At 72.4% G+C, this 19,117-nt stretch carries 12 protein-coding genes; 7 read left to right on the top strand and 5 right to left on the bottom strand.

Annotation, left to right across the window (positions count from 1 at the left end):
- Positions 1 to 9: 9 nt before the first annotated feature.
- From IG74_RS0105930 to IG74_RS0105915, 4 genes are all read left to right on the top strand, one after another.
- Entirely contained in the window at positions 10 to 1,035 is a 1,026-nt protein-coding gene (locus IG74_RS0105930; protein WP_030670736.1) for a carbohydrate ABC transporter permease, read from the top strand.
- The gene (locus IG74_RS0105925; RefSeq protein ID WP_030670731.1) at positions 1,032 to 1,919 is read left to right on the top strand and encodes a carbohydrate ABC transporter permease; all 888 of its coding nucleotides are present in this window, start codon (positions 1,032 to 1,034) and stop codon (positions 1,917 to 1,919) included. The genes IG74_RS0105930 and IG74_RS0105925 overlap by 4 nt, the downstream gene beginning before the upstream one ends.
- 53 nt (positions 1,920 to 1,972) lie before the next feature.
- Entirely contained in the window at positions 1,973 to 3,295 is a 1,323-nt protein-coding gene (locus IG74_RS0105920) for an alpha-glucosidase/alpha-galactosidase (RefSeq protein WP_030670728.1), read from the top strand.
- A gap of 121 nt (positions 3,296 to 3,416) precedes the next feature.
- Positions 3,417 to 3,923, top strand: coding sequence for a hypothetical protein (locus IG74_RS0105915; RefSeq protein ID WP_030670726.1), 507 nt, complete (start codon positions 3,417 to 3,419; stop codon positions 3,921 to 3,923).
- A gap of 33 nt (positions 3,924 to 3,956) precedes the next feature.
- Here the strand turns inward: IG74_RS0105915 and IG74_RS0105910 are convergent, their stop codons facing one another.
- Positions 3,957 to 9,659, bottom strand: a complete 5,703-nt coding sequence (locus IG74_RS0105910; protein WP_158857477.1) for a PQQ-binding-like beta-propeller repeat protein — start codon at positions 9,657 to 9,659, stop codon at positions 3,957 to 3,959.
- Between the two features lie 265 nt (positions 9,660 to 9,924).
- Positions 9,925 to 11,397 (bottom strand): alpha/beta hydrolase, encoded by a 1,473-nt coding sequence (locus IG74_RS0105905; RefSeq protein ID WP_051854603.1) that lies wholly within the window; start codon positions 11,395 to 11,397, stop codon positions 9,925 to 9,927.
- 300 nt (positions 11,398 to 11,697) lie between these two features.
- Here IG74_RS0105905 and IG74_RS0105900 point away from each other — a divergent pair, with 300 nt between their 5' ends.
- Complete coding sequence (locus IG74_RS0105900; RefSeq protein ID WP_078868612.1) at positions 11,698 to 12,315, top strand: CAP domain-containing protein; 618 nt, start codon at positions 11,698 to 11,700, stop codon at positions 12,313 to 12,315.
- Between the two features lie 350 nt (positions 12,316 to 12,665).
- On the opposite strand, the gene IG74_RS0105895 is transcribed toward IG74_RS0105900, so the two are convergent.
- A complete protein-coding gene (locus IG74_RS0105895; RefSeq protein ID WP_030670713.1) occupies positions 12,666 to 14,405 on the bottom strand; it encodes a dihydroxyacetone kinase family protein in 1,740 nt (579 codons plus the stop codon).
- A gap of 283 nt (positions 14,406 to 14,688) precedes the next feature.
- On the opposite strand from IG74_RS0105895, the gene IG74_RS0105890 reads away from it, so the two are divergent.
- Both IG74_RS0105890 and IG74_RS0105885 read left to right on the top strand, forming a co-directional pair.
- Positions 14,689 to 15,567 (top strand): helix-turn-helix domain-containing protein, encoded by an 879-nt coding sequence (locus tag IG74_RS0105890; protein ID WP_051854602.1) that lies wholly within the window; start codon positions 14,689 to 14,691, stop codon positions 15,565 to 15,567.
- A 228-nt stretch (positions 15,568 to 15,795) separates the two neighbouring features.
- Positions 15,796 to 17,160 carry an FAD-dependent oxidoreductase gene (locus IG74_RS0105885; RefSeq protein ID WP_030670707.1) on the top strand — a complete coding sequence of 455 codons (1,365 nt, stop codon included), beginning with the start codon at positions 15,796 to 15,798 and terminating at the stop codon, positions 17,158 to 17,160.
- 30 nt (positions 17,161 to 17,190) lie between these two features.
- On the opposite strand, the gene IG74_RS0105880 is transcribed toward IG74_RS0105885, so the two are convergent.
- A complete protein-coding gene (locus IG74_RS0105880; protein WP_234334235.1) occupies positions 17,191 to 18,216 on the bottom strand; it encodes a YncE family protein in 1,026 nt (341 codons plus the stop codon).
- A 286-nt stretch (positions 18,217 to 18,502) separates the two neighbouring features.
- Entirely contained in the window at positions 18,503 to 19,018 is a 516-nt protein-coding gene (locus tag IG74_RS0105875) for a GNAT family N-acetyltransferase (RefSeq protein ID WP_030670703.1), read from the bottom strand.
- Between the last annotated feature and the right edge of the window lie 99 nt (positions 19,019 to 19,117).

The raw sequence follows: 19,117 nt of genomic DNA, 5'->3' as shown, positions 1-19,117 counted from the left end.
GGACGTGACATGCCCCCGCATCCCGCACCGCTGACCCTGCCTTCGGACCGGTCGGGGTCGCGCGCCCGGCGCCGGAGGCGCCGCCGCGAGACCGCCACCGCCTGGGCGTTCGTCTCCCCCGCCGTGCTCGTCGTGCTCGGCCTGAGCATCGTGCCCGTCGGCTGGTCGCTGCTGCTGTCCTTCCAGGCCAACGACCTCGTCACGCCGAGCCGTTGGGTGGGTCTGGACAACTACCGCGCCCTGCGCCACGACCCGAACTTCCACGAGGCCGTGCGGAACACCGTGGTCTACGCCGTCCTCTACGTGCCGCTGAGCATCGCCCTGGGCCTTGCCCTCGCCCTGGTCCTCAACCGACGCGTCCGCTGCGCCGGCCTGTACCGCACCTTGTTCTTCGTGCCGTTCGTCGTCTCCGCCACGGCGCAAGGCGTGCTGTTCTCCTTCATCCTCGACCCGGAGTTCGGCGCGGCCAACTCGGTCCTGCACCGCCTGGGCGTCTCGTCGCAGGGGTTCCTCACCGACCCCTCGCAGGCGCTGTTCGTCCTGGTCGCCATCACCTTGTGGAGCGGCACGGGCCTGTGCACCGTCATCTATCTGGCCGCGCTCCAGGACGTACCGCAGTCGCTGATCGAGGCCGCCCGCCTGGACGGGGCGGGGCCGGTGCGCCTGCTGCGGCATGTGACGCTGCCCGCGCTCGCGCCGGTGAGCGTGTTCCTGCTGCTGTGGCAGACCATCCAGGCCCTCCAGGTCTTCGACCTCGTCTACGTGACCACCAAGGGCGGTCCGCTGGGCTCCACCACCGTGATCGTGTACTTCATCTGGGAGCAGGCCTTCAAGGAGTTCACCGCGGGGTACGGGGCCGCGGCCGCCTATGTCCTGGCGGTGACGCTGCTCGTCGTCGCGGTGGCGCTGCGGGTGGTGCGCGGCCGCGCACGCGCCCCGCGCACGCCGCGCGCCTCACGTGCGCCTCGTACGCCGCGTGGACCTCGTACGCCGCCTTCACGTCGTACGTCTCGTACGAAGGCGGCCGCCTCATGACCGTGACCACGAGCCGCCCGTCCCGCGCCGGGGCCCGGCCCGCACCGGCGGCTGCCCGGCGGTGGCGGCCGCGGCTGCCGTTCAGCGCCTGGCATCTGCTGCTCGCGCCACTGGCGGCGCTGTTCGCGGTGCCGCTGGTGTGGCTGCTGCTCAGCTCGGTGATGAGCGACGCCGAGATCAACCGCTTCCCGCCCGCGCTGTGGCCGTCCGCGATCGACCTGGGCGGATACCGCTACGTCCTCGGCAACGCCATGTTCCCGCGGTGGCTGCTGAACTCGACGGTCGTCGCCGCCGCCGCGGTGGCCTCGAACCTCGTGTTCGGGGCGCTCGGCGGCTACGCCTTCGCACGGATGCGGTTCGCCGGTTCGCGGCTGCTGCTCGTGCTGATGCTGGCGACGATGGCGGTCCCGTTCCAGCTGACGATGATCCCGACCTTTCTGGTGATGAAGAAGCTCGGCCTCATCGACACCCTCGGCGCGCTGATCGTGCCGTCGCTGGTCACGCCGTTCGCGGTGTTCCTGTTCCGGCAGTTCTTCCTGTCCCTGCCGAGGGAGCTGGAGGAGGCCGCCTGGATCGACGGCTGCTCACGGCTCCGGGTGCTCGGCTCGATCGTGCTGCCGCTCGCCCGGCCCGCCCTCGCCACCGTCGCCGTGCTGACCTTCCTCACCACGTGGAACGACCTGACCTGGCCGTTGATCGCCATCAACCACGACACCCAGTACACGCTGCAACTGGGCCTGACCACCTTCCAGGGCCAGCACCACACCCAGTGGTCCGCCGTGATGGCGGGCAACGTGATCACGGTCCTGCCGGTGCTGCTCGCCTTCCTCCTCGCCCAGAAGACCTTCATCCGCTCGATCACCTCCAGCGGCATCAAGGGCTGACCGCACACCCCCTCCCCCGCCCCCAACGCCCTCAGCATCGGAGTGAACACCTCATGGCTCATCCCAAGATCGCCTTCATCGGTGCGGGCAGCGTGGAATTCACCCAGGGCCTGCTCGCCGACCTCCTCGCCTTCCCCGAGCTGAAGAGCGCCCACATCGCCCTGCACGACATCGACGCCGAACGGCTCGACACCGCCGAGGCCGCCGCCCGGCACATCGCGGCGGAGCGCGGCGCCGACGCGCGCGTCACCGCCCACGCCGACCGCCGCGCGTCCCTGGCCGGTGCCGGCTTCGTCATCAACACCGTGCAGATCGGCATGGCCGAGGCGACCCGCACCGACTTCCACGTGCCCGCCCGCTACGGCCTGCGCCAGACCATCGGCGACACCCTCGGCATCGGCGGCGTCTTCCGCGCCCTGCGCACCTTCCCGTTCCTCAAGCTGCTCGGCGAGGACATCGCCGACCTGTGCCCCGACGCCTGGCTGCTGAACTACACCAACCCCATGGCCATGAACGTCCAGTACCTCACCCAGGCCACCGGCCTGACGCGGGTCGTCGGCCTGTGCCACTCCGTGTACTGGACCCTGCGGGACCTGGCCGAGCTGCTCGACGTTCCGTACGACGAGATCACGTACCGGGCCGCGGGCGTCAACCACCAGGCGTGGGTGCTGCGCTTCGAGCGCGGCGGCGAAGACCTCTACCCCCGCCTCGACGAACTGATCGCCCGGGAACCACAGTTGCGGCGGCGGGTCCGCATGGACATGTACCGGCGCCTGGGCTACTACCCGACCGAGACCAGCGAGCACTCGTCCGAGTACGTCCCCTGGTATCTGCACCACGACAGCGAGGTCGACCGGCTGCGGCTGCCGGTCGGCGCGTACCTCGACATGACCGACGAGAACGTCGCCTCGTACCACCGCACGCGTGACGCCCTGGCCAAGGGGGAGCCGCTCGCCGTCGAGGGCACCATGGAGTACGCGCCGCAGGTCATCCACAGCGTGGTCACCGGCACCCCGCGCACGGTCTACGGGAACGTGCCCAACCACGGCCTCATCGACAACCTCCCGGCCCACGGCGTCGTCGAGGTGCCCTGTCTCGTGGACGCGTCCGGGGTCCAGCCGACCCGCGCCGGGTCCCTGCCCCCGCAGCTCGCCGCCCTCAACCGCACCTACCTCAGCACGAACGACCTGGTCGTCCGCGCCGCCCTGCACGACGAGCCGCGCCACGTCCGGCACGCGGCGATGACCGACCCGGCCACGGCCGCCACCCTGACCGTGCGGGACGTCTGGCGCCTGTGCGACGACATGGTCCGTGCCCATGGGGAGCTGCTCCAGCCGTCCCTGCGGGTGCTCCTCGCCGACCCGGCCGACGGCTGACCGTCCCGCCGCGCCTCCGCGACGCTCGGTGCCTTTGGGGTGACCGCCCCCGGGATCCCGCCCTTCGAGGGTCCCGTCCGTTTAGGATTCCACCGTTCCGCCGCACAGCCAGGAGGTGCAGATGTCCGCACCGGAGAAGCCCCGCCTACTGGTCTCCTTCGACCAGTACCTGCCGTACGTGTCCTCCGCGCAGACCGGGGCGCTGTGGAAGCTGGCGGAGGAGCGACGGCAGCTCGACGCCAACCTGATCAGACTGCCCCCGGACAGCGGCGTGGCGGCCCATGTGGAGAACTCCCTCGACGTGCTCCTCCTCGTCGTCGCGGGCGACGGCCGGCTGGACTCCGACGACGAGCAGCTCGCCCTCGCCGCCGGATCCGTGGCGTGGCTGCCGCGCTCCTCCCGGCGCGCGCTGACCGCGGGGGCGCACGGCCTGGTCTATCTGACCGTGCACGCACGCCGCCCCGGCCTGAGCATCGCCGGCACCGCGGCCGTCGATCCGCAGGAGGGCGGCGAGGCACCGTGTTCCCTGGACCGGGTCTGCCCGGAGTGCGGCACGATGCGGGCCGAGTCGGGGGCGCCGTTCTGCGCGTGGTGCGGCGAGCGGGTGTCCGCCGCGAGCGAGGCCTGACTTCGGGGGCGGCCTCACGCTCCGCCGCGCGCTCTACGACTGATCGGGCAGGTCGGCCGTGGTGCGGCCGAGGACGATGTGGTCGAAGAGGGCGCCGCCGCCGATGGTGCGGAGGCTGAGGCTGCGGACGCGGAAATCGGCCTGGGTGCGGGTGAGTTCCCACAGGTCGAGGCGGACGGTCGACCAGGTGCGCGGTGGGGTGGGGAAGTTGACCTGGGCCAGGACCGCGGCGTCCGGCCAGGTGGAGGTGCCGGCGAGGACCACCACCGCGGGGGCGTTCCAGGCGAGGCCGAGCCGCAGGCCCATGACGCTGGTGGCGGGCCCGGTCGCCTTCCAGGCGAACTGGAAGTACCGGTACTGGCCCGGCTCGGGGTGCTCCGCGATCCGGAAGTCCCACTCGGGGATCACATGGCCGAACGGCGCGAAGAACTGCGGGTGCGCGACGGCTTCCGAGACGCCGTCCGTGACGTCGAGGCGGATGCAGGTGCCTCCCTGGGGGCGGGCGTCACCGCGCTGGTAGGAGAGCGCGCCGTGGACGAGGGTGCGCAGGTCGCTCTCCCGGTCGTCGAAGAGGGTCGCCCGGCCCTGCTTGTCGATGACGTCCCGGTGGGAGTTGCCCAGGACCTCGCCGTGGAAGGCCAGTTCCCCCATGCGGAGGTTGCCCACGGGCCAGGCGCCGCCGCCGGTGGTGACGAACCGGAACCAGGACGCCACCAGCGGCGTGCTGAACACGTGCGTGTGCACGGCCCGGTCGGACAGCAGCATCGGCCCGTCGGCCCAGCGCCCGGCGTGGGTGTCCCACCACTGGAGCCGGACGTCGCGCAGCCACGACTCGGGGTGCGCGGGGTCCTCGGCGATGGTGACGCCGTCCAGGCGCAGCAAGTGCCGGTAGGTGTCGACGGTCAGCTCGAACTTGCCGTGCCAGCCGCTGTCCACGGAGTTGATCACCCACCAGGGCAGCCACGGCCGCGCGGGCGGCTTGGCGCTGCCGTCGAGCAGGATGCCGGTGTCGTTCTGCTGCGAGAGGTAGATCTCCTGGTCCCGGTCGAGGAGCTTCGTGCGGAAGACGACGCCCGTCTGTTTGAGCACGTTGTCCGTGAGGTCCTTCGGGGTGGCGGCGGCGTTGCCCCAGGTGCGGCGCACCAGCGGGGTCAGGTCGGGGGACCGCAGCTTGGGTCGGACGTCCTGTTCGGTCGGGGTGAGCCTGCTCTGCCAGCGGGGCCGCAGGTCGGGGCGGTAGCGGACCACCGTGCCCATCCAGGTCGCGGCCAGCAGGTCGCCGTCGGGCAGCCAGGCCGTCACCGGCAGCGCCTTCAGGTCGACGGTGCCGACGACGGCGCCGTCGCGGGTCAGGACGGCCAGGGTGCCCAGCTCGCTGCCGACGGCGACGCGGGTCCCGTCGGGCGAGACGCGGGGGCGGCGCAGCAGGTCGTCGCCGGTGTACGTCCACAGCAGCCCGCCGTCGGCGCCGAAGACCTTCAGCTGGCGGTGCTCGGTGACGGCGATGAGGGTGCCGTCGCCGGAGACGGAGACCTCGTCGGCGGCGGCCGGGATGGTGTTGCGCAGGGCACCGCCGCGGATGACGTACAGTCGGCCGCCCTCGGTGTCCGACCAGATGACGACGGTGCTCCGGTCGCGGCTGACCACGCCGCCGCCGAAGGCGCCGATGTCGGCGACGGGCAGCGTCCACAGCGTCGCCCCGGTCGCCGCCGCGAGGCCGGTGATCCGGCCGGACGCGAAGGTGATCAGGGTGGCGTTGTCGACGGCGAGGAGCCGCAGCGGCGTGCGCCGGTGGTCCGCCCACCATTGGTGCGCCCAGCGCTCGGCGCCGGTGCTGTCCCAGAGGGCCAGGCCGAGGTCGCCGCAGGTGGCGACCCAGGTGCCGTCGGGGGCCACGGCGAAGTTGTTCAGGCCGAGGTCGTAGCCCCAGTCGCCGCGCGCCCAGTTGGTGGCCCGCTTGGGCAGTCCGAACAGGGCGAAGCGGCGGCGGGCCGTGCCGGCCGGGTCGAGCAGGTACAGGTGGTAGCCCTCGGCGCTGAGCACGTCGAAGCCCTGCGCGGCGAACCCGCCCGCGTGGGCGACGGGTGCGTAGGCGAAGTGGTGCCCGAGCCGCTGCCGCCAGGTGGTGCGGCCGGTGGCGAGGTCGATGCCGTGGACGTTGTGGTCCCAGTTGAACGTGGTGAGTGCCGCGCTCTTGCCGTCCGCCGAGACGGCGACGTCGCGGACGTGCGGGCCGAAGGCGTCCTCGGAGGCCGTCGGCAGCGGGCCGTGCACCGCCGGTACGACGGCGTAGAGCCTGCCGGGCACGGAGCGCAGGTCGGCGGTGAACTCGTCGCCGAGGAGCGTGGTGACGGGTGCGCCGGTGAGCAGGTCGACGACCTGGTGCAGCAGCGGCAGGCGCACCTTGATCCTGGCCATGACAGGGATGCGGTGGGCACAGAGCAGGCCGACGCGCCAGGCGAGGCCCGGTTCCCAGTCGAGCAGGGTGTTGTTGACGGCCCACAGGTAGCGGACGCCGCCCGCGGTCCACTCGCTGAGGTGCACTTCCGGGTTGTCGACGCACTCGGCGAAGGGTGTGACGGCGCTCAGTGCGGTGCGCAGCTTCGTGGCGTGGTCCAGGAAGAGGGTGCGCAGGGCGGCGTAGGCGGCGTCGTTGTTCTGGATGGGCTGCTGGTAGTCGTCCTTGTTCTGCTGCTGGGTCTTCTCGACGTGGTCGAAGCCGATGGTGAGCCGGGTGAAGCCGGTGACCCGGTCGGGGTGGCAGGTGGCGTCGGCGAACACCGGTACGCCCGCCGCGGCCAGGGCCGCCGCGAGCGGCGGGTCGAGCTCCACGGTCTGGCCCACGACGAGCACCGCCTGGTAGCGGCGCAGCACCTCGGCGCTGACGTCCTCGGCGCACACGAAGGACGCCGGGCGCTGTGCGTACAGGCACGCGTTGTACGCCTCGTAGAGCCGCTGGAAGTAGACGCCCGCGAACTGCCCTTCGTTGAACTCGATGCGCTGCATGCGTGTGGAGACGACGATGGCGACGGGGTCGGCGCTCCGCGCCCCGGCGGTGACCGGGCCGAGGCGGGCGCACAGGTCGAACAGGGCGCGCAGCACCGACGTCTTGCCCGCGCTGCCGCTGCGCGGGTCGCCGGGGACGCCGCCGCTGCCACCGGCACGCTCGTCCTGGGCGTCGGCTCCCTCCACGTGCTCGGCCCCGATGTCGGTGACCATGCCCGTGCCGTGCGCGCCGCGCATCACCTGCTGGAGGAGCGTCGGCATGATCATCCCGCCGGTGCCGTCGTCGTTCCCCAGTTCGGGGTGGCCCCAGGCGGGCCGGCCCGGCCTGCGGTAGAAGTCGACCATGTGCCGGGTGACCTGCGGCGGCTGGATCTGCTCCGCCTGGAAGTGCAGGTCGACCTCGTCGGTGCCGGTGAAGACGAGCTGGGGCGGGGCCTGCCGCTCGCGGTAGGGGCCGGTGATCGCGCCGATGCCGTTCGGCATGAGTGACTTCAGGACGGTGCGGAAGTGGTTCGCGGTCTCGCGCTTGTGGGCGAAGGTCCGGTCGCTGACGGTGTCCAGGACGGCCAGCCAGGCCCCGTTCGCCGCCTCCGCCTGTGTCAGGGCCTTGCGGTAGGCGTCCCGCTCGGTGGGGTCCTTCGTGGCGGCCTCGCCGATGGCGCCCTTCCACTGCCACCAGTTGGCGGCCCAGGTCCAGCCCCGGAAGGCGGCGTAGGGCAGGAACTTCTTGGTGACCGCCGTCAGGTCGGCGTCGAGCTGTGCCAGGGTCCGGCGCTCGAAGTTCTTCGGTGTCCCCTGGGGGAGGAAGGGCACGTAGGCGTCGTTCGCCAGCAGGACGGCCTGGGTCTCCATCCCGTACGCGCCGTAGGCGGCGACGGCTCGGCGGCGCGGGTCCTCGACCAGGGCCTTGGCGGGGGCGACGCCGTCCCGCGCCTGCGTCAGACGGGCCACCAGGTCCAGGCCGATGTCCTGGTGGATGCCCTGGTCGGCGCGGACGTCCTCGTAGGCGCCGGGTTCGGCGCGGTCCACGAAGAGGTTGATGCCGAGCGTGCGCGCCCGCGTCACGTACGCCTCGGTCGTCTCGGGCATGTCCCTGAGCTCGGGCAGGTCGGTGCCGCCTCGGACCTGGTGGGCCGTCCGGGGGTCCGCGGGGTAGCCCTGGGCGTAGATGTCGCCGTACTGCGTGATGTGGTAGCCGGGGCGCGTGGCGAGGCCCGGTCCGATCTCCAGGTGCTGCGGGGCGACGGTGAAGCCCCGCACGCTCGCGTCGAGCACGTACCGGCCCGGTTCCAGGCCACGGGTGACGTCCGCGCCGAAGGCCAGTGTGCCGGTGCCGTCCGCTGCCAGGGTGACGTCCCGGGCAGCCGTCTCCTGGGCGCCGTGCAGCAGCCGGACGCGGACGGACGTGGGCAGTTGTGTCCCGGCCGCCGCGCGGGCGCAGACCGTGATCTTGTCAGCCGGTGTGCCGTCGGCGTTGCCGAGCGGTTCGCCCCGGCCGTAGTGGAAGCGGTTCGACGGCGTCCAGATCGACACCGTGCCGCGTGTGTCCGGCTGACGTACCTCGACGATGCCGTCGACGGCGTACTCGCTGTAGCGGCCGTCGGTGTCGGCCGTCACCCGCACCTGGTACAGGCCCCGGGCGTCGGCGGGCGGGGTGACTCCTCCGGCGGTGAGCGGGAGTTCGGTGAACTCCGGTACGCCGAGGGGCCGCAGCCACACCTTCAGGCGCGGCCTGCTGGGCCAGCGTCCCGGGTCGTGGGCGATGGTCAGCGGCATGCGCACCCCGGCCGTCCAGACGTCCGCGTCGTACGTCACCGTCAGCCGCTCGACGTCGGCGGTGACCCGGGCGATCAGTGCCCCCGTGGCCAGGTCGTAGCGCTCGAACAGGGTCACGTGGTCCCGGCGCGCGAGCGGGGTCACCTGATCCGAGCGGCGGACGAGGAACTCCCTGCCGCTGACCCTGAGGTCCGTGACGTCGTGGTCGGTGTCGGGCAGGGCGAGGACGCGGGTGCCGGTCCTGTTCCCGTTCAGGTCGTAGATCTGCACCTCGCGGCCGCCGGTCAGGACGTAGAGGTGGCCGTCGTCGGACACGTCGTAGCCGCTGAGGACGAAGCCGACGGGCTTGGCCTGCACCGGGTTTCCCACCGGTGTCCCGTCGAACGTGCACATCCGGATCACTCCGGACTGCCACGCGGTGACGAGCAGACCGCGCTCCTCCGCCACGCGCAGGCCGACCGTCTGCCTGCGGTCCTTGGGGTCGCTGCTCAACCGGCTCAGGTCGGTGGTGCCGACCACGATCCTGTCCGGTCTGTCGGGATTCAGCCGCAGCACCCGCAGGGCGTGCTGGTCCATCGCGTAGAAGTCGCCGGACGGGCCCGCTTCGACGGCCGGCGGGGCGAAGTAGCCGTCCGTGTCGTTGACGGTGAACTCGTCGAAGGAGCCCAGCGGCCGGAAGTCCTCGTCCCAGAACGCCACCCGGTGGCTGAAGTGGTGCTCCGCGGTGGCGATCCTGCCCGCGCGGTTGGCCGTCACCGCGAGCAGCGCGCTGCCCACCTTGCCCACGCGCGTGGTCGATCCGTCCGGGGCGAGCCGCAGGACGACGCTGGCCGGGGCGGCCGAGCGGGCCACGTACACCTTCCCGTCCCTGCCGATGCCCAGGCGTGCCGCCCAGGGCTCGAACTCCGGGTCGTGCCGGGGAATGATCTGCTGCAGCGTCCTCGTGGTTCCCACGCGGCCTACCCCCTTGTGGTCGCCCCGCATGCGGCACCCCTGGGTGTTGCCGGGGATATCGATCAGGCTCGCATGGGGCGATCGGGGCCGTTGTCACCCGATGGGGTGATGTTGCAAGTTGGCTGATATTGCGCGCGGCGGGTCCTCAGGGACGCGGCGCGGGAGGAGATCTGCCCCGGATACGACGGCCCGGAGGCGGCCCCGGTGGGCCGCCTCCGGGCGTGGTCGCGTGGACCGCGGGGTCAGGGTGTCGGGGCGAGTGCCGTCAGGGTGTCGGGGCGGGTGTCGCCGGGCAGGTGGTGTCGCGCGTCGGCAGCTTGCCGGTGAGCAGATAGCGGCTGCCGTGCTTGTCGACGCAGGAGTTGGCGTCGAACAGGAACTGGCCGTGGTTGCCGCCGCCCGCGACGACCAGGCGCGAACCCTTCAGGGTCGCGTGCATCCGGCGTGCCCCTGCCAGCGGCGTCGCCGCGTCGTCCTTGGCCTGGAGCAGCAGCGGCGGCGGCACCCGCACCGAACCGATCTTCACCGGGGTGGTGGGCTTGGCCTTCCAGAACGCGCACGGGGCGCTGTACCAGCTGTTCAGCCAGCCGAACAGCGGCGCCTTGCGGGCCGAGGCGCGCGTGTCGGCGCGCCAGGTCTTCCAGTCCCGGGGCCAGGGGTCGTCCACGCACGAGTAGGCGAGCATGGCCGGGTTGACGCCGCCTTCGGCGAGCTGGTCGGTGGCCGAGAGCAGCGCGCCCGAGTCGCCGCGCCGGTAGTCGGACACGGACCGCGCCAGTTCGCTCCAGCTCAGGTCGGTGTACATGGCGGAGGCCAGCAGGTCGTCGAGCTCGGCGCTCCCGGCCCGGCCGCCGGCCGGGCGCGCGGTCAGCTTCTTGCGGGTGGCCTCCCAGGCGGCGGCCACCTTCGCGCGGCTGGTCCCCAGGTGGTAGGTGCGGTCGTGCTTGGCGGTCCAGGCGAAGAACTGCTCGGCCCGGTGCTGCAGCGCGGTGTTCTGCTGGAACTGGGAGGTGTAGGAGCTCGCCGTGGGGTCCATCACGCTGTCCAGGACCATCCGGCCGGTGCGCTTCGGGAAGAGCGTCGCGTAGGTGGCACCGAGGCGGGTGCCGTACGAGTACCCGAGGTAGTCGAGCTTCGGCTTGCCGAGCGCGGCCCGGATGCGGTCCATGTCCCGGGCGGCGTTCTCGGTGGTCATGTGCGGCAGCAGGTCGCGGGAGTGCTTCTGGCACTGCTCGGCGACCTTGCGGGCGACGGTGAGCCGCTTCTTCTCCTCGCCCGCGTTGCGGGGCGTGTACGGGAGGGCGGGGTGCTTGGTGAGCTTGCTGGTGTCGCCGCAGGAGACCGGGGTGCTGGCGCCGACGCCGCGCGGGTCGAAGCTGACGACGTTGTACTTCTCCGAGACCTTCTGGGGCAGCGCGCTCCACACCATCTTGGCGACGCCGATGCCGGACTCGCCGGGGCCTCCCGGATTGACCACGAGGGTGCGCGGGGCGTCGCCCATGCCCGCGACGGACAGCGTCAGCTTGATCTGGCGGCCGTCCGGCTTCTTGTAGTCCAGCGGCACCTTGAGCGTGGAGCAGTAGGTGCCGCGCGGCGCGTCGGTCCCGGCGGGGCAGGTGCCCCAGCGCGGTCCGGCCGCCGGGGCCGCGGCGTGCGCCGTCGCGGGCATCCCCACGGCGAGCAGGCTCAGGGCCCCGGCGACGGCGGCGGTGCCGCCGACGATGCGCTTCGGTCTCATGTGCTGTCTTCCCGTCAACTCGATGGCTCTCGGCAGGGAGGACGGTGGAAGCGGGCACCGGGTTTCCTCACCGGCCACATGGGGCTCGCGAGTTCGCGCCGGTCAAGGGGCCGCGCCTCGCGGCGCCGTGAGCTCGGCGGCTCAGGGGCGCGGCGGCAGCCGTGGTCTCGGCCGCAGCCGCAGCCGCAGCCGCAGCCGCAGCCGTCCGGAGAACGTTCGCGAAAAAGTGTTGTTCCCAGTCCTTCCGCCCGGTCTCCCTTACGTCGGACCGACCGACGATCACCACAGAGTGGAGCGGACATGCACCTGGGCAAGGACACGCGGCTGGGCAACGACAGTGCCGACGAGGGGCGCGGCGGGCACGGACGGAGCCGTCGCGGGCTGAAGGTCCGCGTCCTGGCGGGCGGGGCCGTGGCGGCCGCCGCCCTCGCGTCGGTGGGTACGTTCGCGCTGGCGGACACCTCCGGCGGCGACGAGCCGGGCGCCGCCCCGCAGGCCGAGAAGCCGTCGAAGCGCCCGGCGCTGAGCAAGACCGCGCGGTACCAGAAGCAGCTCCTGGTCCTCGTCAACGCCGAGCGGGCGAAGGCGGGTTGCAGGCCGCTGCGCCTGGACCGCCGGGTCCAGGCCGCCGCGCAGGCCCACGCCAAGGACATGGCGGCGCGCAACTACTACGACCACACCAGCCCCGAGGGCAAGAGCGCGGGCGACCGCATGCGGAAGGCTGGCTACCGGGCCGGAGCGTGGGGCGAGAACATACACAAGGGTCCCAAGGGCCCCAAGACCGCCATGCGTGACTGGATGCGCAGCTCCGGGCACCGCGCCAACATCCTCAACTGCGCGTACAAGGACTTCGGCGCCGGTGTCAGCCTGAAGGCCAACGGCCCCTGGTGGGTGCAGAACTTCGCCACCAAGCTCTGACGCCGGGGCACCCGGGCCCGGTGCGGGTTCAGGGCCGCGTGGACAGGTCCTGAACCCGTGCCGGGCCGCCCGATCCCGGCCGCGGTCCCGCCTCGCTCGCGGTCCCACCCCTGGCGTCCCGTGTCGGTGTGCCACCCCGCCACCCGCCCTCGGACCCCGGGATTCGTCGCCGCGCTCATCTGAGGTGCGGTATGGCCCGTGTGCCCTGGTCGTCTCCTCCAACCCGCACCTCAACACCGGCAGCACCGAACGCACTTCGCTGACCCACACCATCGGCATCCACGCCCTGCCGGAGCCCCTGCGGGACACTTCCCGCAGGGGCTCACGTGCACGGCTGAGGGCAGGCCGGGTCAGATCGTCGTCAGGTAACCCGGGGCCGGGAGGCGCGTGGCCCACGTCGGCTCGTGCACCTCGGCCAGGGTCATGAAGAGCAGGGCGACGGCGAGCGCGCCCGGGTCCGGGACGCCGAGGGCGTGGTCGCCGACGTAGCTCGCGCGACCGCGCCGGGGGCGCAGCGACGCCGTCGAGAGGGCACCGCGGATCGCGGCCTGTGCCGCGGTGGTCAGCGGGGCCTCCGCGAGCTCGCCCGTCGACTCCCCTGCCGCCACGACGGCGAGGGACTCGGCGGCGGGCACCAGCGCGTCGACCAGCGTGCAGTCGCCGACGCGCGCGCCGCCCACGCGGTTGATGGCCGCGCTCGCGGCCGCAGCGGCCTCCGCGAGGGCCGCGACGGAGGGCGCCTGCCCGTCGCCCGGCTCGGCGACCGCCAGGTCCTTGAAGAGCAGCCCGAAGAGCGGGCCGCTCGTACCGCCGACGTCGTTGAGGAACGCGTCGGCGAGCGCGGCCGTGCCCTCGACGCCCGTCTCGTCGGCAAGGCGCACCGCGCGCCGTACGCCGCCGGTGAGGTTGTCGCCGAAGTCGCCGTCGCCGACGAGCTGGTCGAGCTTGGTGAGATTGTCCCGGACCTGCCCCACGACCTCCGCGTACCGGTCGAGCACGATCCGGCTGCCCGGCGTACCGGCGGAAGCGGTCGTCGACTCGGGCCGCTGCTCCGTGGCGTCCTCGGCCGGGGCGGCCTCGGCACCCTTGGCGCGCACGGTCCGGGGCAGCGTGAGCGGGGTCTCGGTCGGCGCCGTCCACAGGTCGACCCAGCCCTCGTCGAGGCGGGTGAGGGTGAGCGAGAACCCGGCCATGTCCAGGGCGGCGGTGTACGTGCCGGCGACGGTCACGGCCGGGCGCAGGCCGCGCTCGACGAGCCGGTCGTGCAGCAGCGAGCTGATGGCGTGCAGTTCGAGCTCGGTGGTGGCGCCGAGGCCGTTGACGAGGGCGAGCACGTCCTCGGAGCCCTCGGGCAGCGAGTCGAGCAGGTCGTCGGTCATCCGCCGCACCAGGTCGTCGACGGAGGGCCGGGCGATGGTGCGGATGCCGCGCTCGCCGTGGATGCCGACGCCGTAGTCGAGGTCGCCGGGCTCCAGGGTGAAGGCGGGAGCGGTCGTCGTCGGCGAGGTCTGGGCGCGGGCCGCGACGGCGACGCTGCGCGACTGCGCCACGACGCGGGTGCCCAGCTCCTGGAGCTCCTCGAGCGAGGCGCCCCGGTCGGCGGCGGCGCCGAGGAGCTTCTCCACGACCACCGTGGCGGCCGTCCCCCGGCGGCCCGTGGCACTGTCGGCGCTGTCGGTGGCCAGGTCGTCATCGACCAGCACGGTCGCGACCGGGATGCCGTCGTGGCGCAGGCGCTCCGCCGCGATCTGGAAGTTGATCACGTCGCCCGTGTAGTTCTTGACGATCAGCAGCACGCCCGCGCTCTTGGCGACGGCCGCGCCCGCCTCGTAGATCTGCCGGTTGTGCGGGGAGGCGAACACCTCGCCGGGGCAGACCGCGTCCAGGCCGCCGCGCCCGAGAAGGCCGGTGTGCAGCGGCTCGTGCCCGGAGCCGCCGCCGGACACCAGGGCGACACGACGGCCGGGGTCGGCGGCGCGGGCCCGCAGGTACAGCGGCGCGCCGTTGACCTCGACGATGCCGGGGTGGGCCAGGGCGAGACCGCGCGCGGCGGTCAGCACGGGGGCGGATTCCGGCAGGAAGTAGCTCATCGGTCGGTTCTCCGTAGGTCGGCTCGGCTCGGGGTCCGCGTAGGGCGACCGAAGCCGGCGCGACGGCCGCACAGGCCACCGCTTCGACCACGCCCCGCTCTGGACGTGCGCCCACCCTGGACGCCGGACGACGTCCAAGGCCGGAACTTCCAGGTTCCGGAACTCAAAAGTTCCGGTACGCGTTCCACCATGCGATCCTGCCACCAGCGCCGAAGGGGCTCCACGGCACCCGCTGCGCCGGAAAACCCCTGATCAGCCCCACCTTCTTTGCGAGATCTTTACCATGACCGACGCCCGGACCGACACCCGAACCGCCGCCGGGACCGCCGACGGGGCCGCCACTGGGACCGCCACCGGGACGACTGCCCGCCGCGAGGACCTCGGCCGCATGCTCCGCACCTGGCGCAGGGCGCGCGGTCCCGCACCGGCGCTCGGCTCCCTGCCCGCGCGCGGGCACCGCACCTACCTCACCCAGCTCGACATGGCCCTGCAGCTCGGCGTCTCCGAGCGCTGGTACCGGGCGCTGGAGAAGGGCGAGGACCGCCGGTACAGCCGCGAGATGATCGCCGGGGTCTGCCGGATCCTGGACCTCTCCCCGCAGCAGGCCGCCGCCCTCCACCGGAGCACCGGACACGAGCCCCCGGCCCCGGAGCCGGAGGCGCGCGACGGCCTCGACCCGGCGCTCGTCCAGCTCATGCGCCAGCAGCGATACGTCAGCTACCTCTGCGACCAGGCGTGGGACGTGATCGAGGCCAACACGGTCGCGGCCCGGCACTGCCCGTGGCTCGTCCGCCCCGGTGCCAACGTCATGACCTGGGCGTTCTCCCCCGAGGCCCGCTATCAGCTCCGCGACTGGGAGGACCGCTGGGCCGTGCCCCTGCTCACCCGGCTCCGCCTGGCCTGGCAGCGCTGGCCGGAGAACGCGCGCCTCGACGAGGTCGTCCGGGAGGTGCGCGCGCAGCCGGGCGTCGCGGCACTCTGGGACTCCCCCGCCCCCGCCGCCCCGGAGCCGCCTCCGGGCGAGGACGTCCGGCCGATGTTCTTCCCCCTGGTCGCCCCGGACCCCGTCGGCGTACGGATCCTGACCTGCGGCCCGTACGACGACGTGACGGTCCGCTGGCACCTGGTGATGCCGGTGGACACGACGCTCGTCTTCCCGTGAGCGCTGAGCACCGGATGCTGCTGAGCACCGGGCACTGCTGAGCACTGGGCGCTGAGCGCTGAGCACTGAGCACTGACCGCGCGGCTGATCAATAGCCTCATCAGCGTGCATATATGCACATTCACACGGTCCCGTGCGGCCGAAAACCCACCCCGCCTGCTAGGTTAGGGTGACCTTAGTTTACGGTTGCCGTCGAGTCAGTCGTCACCGCTCGAAGGGAACCTGAGCATGCACCGCCCCCTGCGGGTAGCCATCGTCGGAGCCGGACCCGCTGGGATCTACGCCGCCGACGCGCTGCTGAAGTCCGACGTGGCCGCCGACCCCGGCGTGTCCATCGACCTCTTCGAGCGGATGCCCGCCCCGTTCGGCCTGATCCGTTACGGCGTGGCCCCCGACCACCCGCGGATCAAGGGCATCATCACGGCCCTGCACCAGGTGCTCGACAAGCCGCAGATCCGCCTCTTCGGCAACGTCGACTACCCGCGCGACATCAACCTGGACGACCTCCGCGCCTTCTACGACGCGGTGATCTTCTCCACCGGCGCCACGGCCGACCGCACTCTCGACATCCCGGGCATCGAACTCGACGGCTCCTACGGCGCGGCCGACTTCGTCTCCTGGTACGACGGCCACCCCGACGTCCCGCGGACCTGGCCGCTGGACGCGGAGAAGGTCGCCGTCCTCGGCGTCGGCAACGTGGCCCTGGACGTGGCACGCGTCCTGGCCAAGACCGCCGAGGAACTGCTGCCGACGGAGATCCCGGCGAACGTCCACGACGGCCTGAAGGCCAACAAGGCGCGCGAGATCCACGTCTTCGGCCGCCGCGGCCCCGCGCAGGCCAAGTTCAGCCCGATGGAGCTGCGGGAGCTGGACCATTCCCCCAACATCGAGGTCATCGTCGACCCCGAGGACATCGACTACGACGACGGCTCCATCGCGACCCGCCGCGGCAACAAGCAGGCCGACATGGTCGCCAAGACCCTGGAGAACTGGGCGATCCGCGACGTCGGCGACCGCCCGCACAAGCTCTTCCTGCACTTCTTCGAGTCGCCCGCCGAGATCCTGGGCGAGGACGGCAAGGTCGTCGGCCTGCGCACCGAGCGCACCGAGCTCGACGGCACCGGCAACGTCAAGGGCACCGGCGCCTTCAAGGACTGGGACGTCACCGCGGTCTACCGCGCCGTGGGCTACCTGTCCGACGCGCTGCCCAAGCTCCCCTGGGACGTCGAGTCCGGCACGGTGCCGGACGACGGCGGCCGTGTGATCGAGGAGTCCGGGGCGCACCTGACGTCCACGTACGTCACGGGCTGGATCCGGCGCGGCCCCGTCGGCCTCATCGGCCACACCAAGGGCGACGCCAACGAGACGGTCGCCAACCTCCTGGACGACCACGCGAACGGCCGTCTGCCGGAGCCTTCCGCGCCCGCCCCGGAGGCCGTGGATGCCTTCCTCAGCGAGCGGAACATCCGCTTCACGACGTGGGAGGGCTGGTACCGCCTCGACGCCGCCGAGAAGGCGCTCGGCGAGCCGCAGGGCCGGGAGCGCGTGAAGATCGTCGAGCGCGAGGACATGCTCCGCGAGAGCGGCGCCTGACATCGCTGCCGCCCGCCGCCTCAAGCCGTCTCAAGGGGCGGCGGGCAGCAGTGCCGAGGAGTCCGGTTCCAGCTGGGTGCCGAAGCCGCCGACGACGGTGAGCCGTTCCAGGTCGACGACGGCGACGCGGTTGGTGCCCAGCAGGGACACATAGGCCAGCGGTTCGGTGGGGTGGAGTGACACGGCGGCCGGTTTTCCGTCGAGCTGCAGGGAGCGGATCGGCCGCAGGTCGGTGCTCCAGACGGTGAGGGTGTCGGCCGCGATGTCCGTCACCAACAGCCGGTCGTCGTCGAGGGGGTAGACCCGCAGCGGATCGCCGCCCGTCTTCCTGCTCTCCCGCACCTTCATGGTCCGCGCGTCGACGGCGACCAGCGCCGAGCTCTTGCGGGCCCCGACGAACAGCGTCTTCTCGTCCCGGCTCAGACAACTGCTCTCGGGCAGCTGGCCGGGGGTCACCAGGAGCGGCGGAACGGCGGCGTCGTGGGGGCGCACGAGGCTCACCGTGTGCGACAACAGGCCGGTCACGTAGGCGCGTTCGCCATCGCGGCTGAGCGTGAACAAATGGGTCTTCACCCCGTGCGTGGGCACCGCCCTGGACGGCGCCTCGTCGGTGGCCGGCGCGTCGAAACCCAGCAGGACTGCCTTCTCCTCACTCAGCGCGTACAGCCGGCCGTCCCGGTCCATCCCCATGCCGTGGATGCGGCGGAACGGCCGCGTGTCGATGGTCCGCGCCAGCGACCGCGCGACGAGGTCGATGACGAAGACCGCGGCCCCGCCCTCGCCCACGCTGGAGGACATGCGGACCCCGTAGTGCCCGACGTACGCGAACCGTCTGCGCGAGTCGACGACCATCTCGTGCGGGTAGTCGGGCAGTCGGACCGTCTCCAGGCGCCGCCCCGACGCGACGTCGTAGAAGCTGACCGCGTGGCTGCTCTTCTCCACCACCACGAGCGTGTCGCCGCCCTCAGCCTCCCGGGAAGCACCCCAGGCCGACGTGGTCAGCCCGCTCGCCAGCGTCCCCGCACCCGCCGCCTTGATCACCGTACGACGCGTCACCACGGACCCTCACCCCTCACCTCGCTCGCCCGACAGCGGCCATGCGCTACGGACGAGCCTGGTGGACGAGGCACGGGGCGTCCAGTTCCACGACAGCCCCAGGCGTCACCCGCGCCGGGAGCCAGGGCGATGCCGCCGAGGCCGACAGCGGCGGTGAGGGCGAGGGCGGGTGAACCTCTTGACTGGCGGCACAGCCCGTGCAAGCGCGCATGCCCCGCCGTTCGAGGTACGCAACCCTGGGGCGGTCTGCCCGGGTGGGTCCCGGGCAGACCGTCAGCGGTGTCCGTCAGATGCCGAAGGGTGCGGCGTAGCGGACGGTGCCGCTGGGCAGCGGGTGGTCGGTGTCGAGGGTGAGGGCCATCAGGGCCTCGTCCGGGACGTCGATGGTCAGCCCGATGCCGTGGGTGGAGGCGCGGGTGAAGCCGAACCGCGGGTAGTAGGCCGGGTGTCCGAGGACGACGACGAAGTGCTCGCCCATGTCCTCGGCGGCCTTGAGCGCGGCGCGGATGGCGGCGGAGCCCGCGCCGGTGTTCTGGTACTCGGGCCACACGGCGACGGGGGCCAGGCACAGGGCCGGGGTCTCGCCGATGTGGCAGCGGGTCAGCAGCGCGTACCCGATGAGCTTGCCGTCCTCGTCGGTGGCGACGATGGACAGGCCCTCGATCCAGGAGGAGTCGGCGCGCAGGGCGTCGACGAGGTCGGCCTCCATCGGGGTGTCGAAGGCTGCGGCGTTGATGGCGTGGATGGTGGGGATGTCGGCGTTGGTCTCGGCTCGGGTGAGCCACTGGCGACGGATGCTCATGGTGAGATCACGTTCCGTTTCAGGTGAGTTGTTGTCTTTGATCAGGGGCTTCCCGTACGGCGATGCGTACGGGAAGCGGCGTGCGAGTGGTGGAGCCGG

The sequence above is a fragment of the Streptomyces sp. NRRL B-1347 genome, assembly GCF_000720325.1.
Taxonomy (GTDB): domain Bacteria; phylum Actinomycetota; class Actinomycetes; order Streptomycetales; family Streptomycetaceae; genus Streptomyces.
This window is presented reverse-complemented; position numbering and strand designations above follow the sequence as displayed.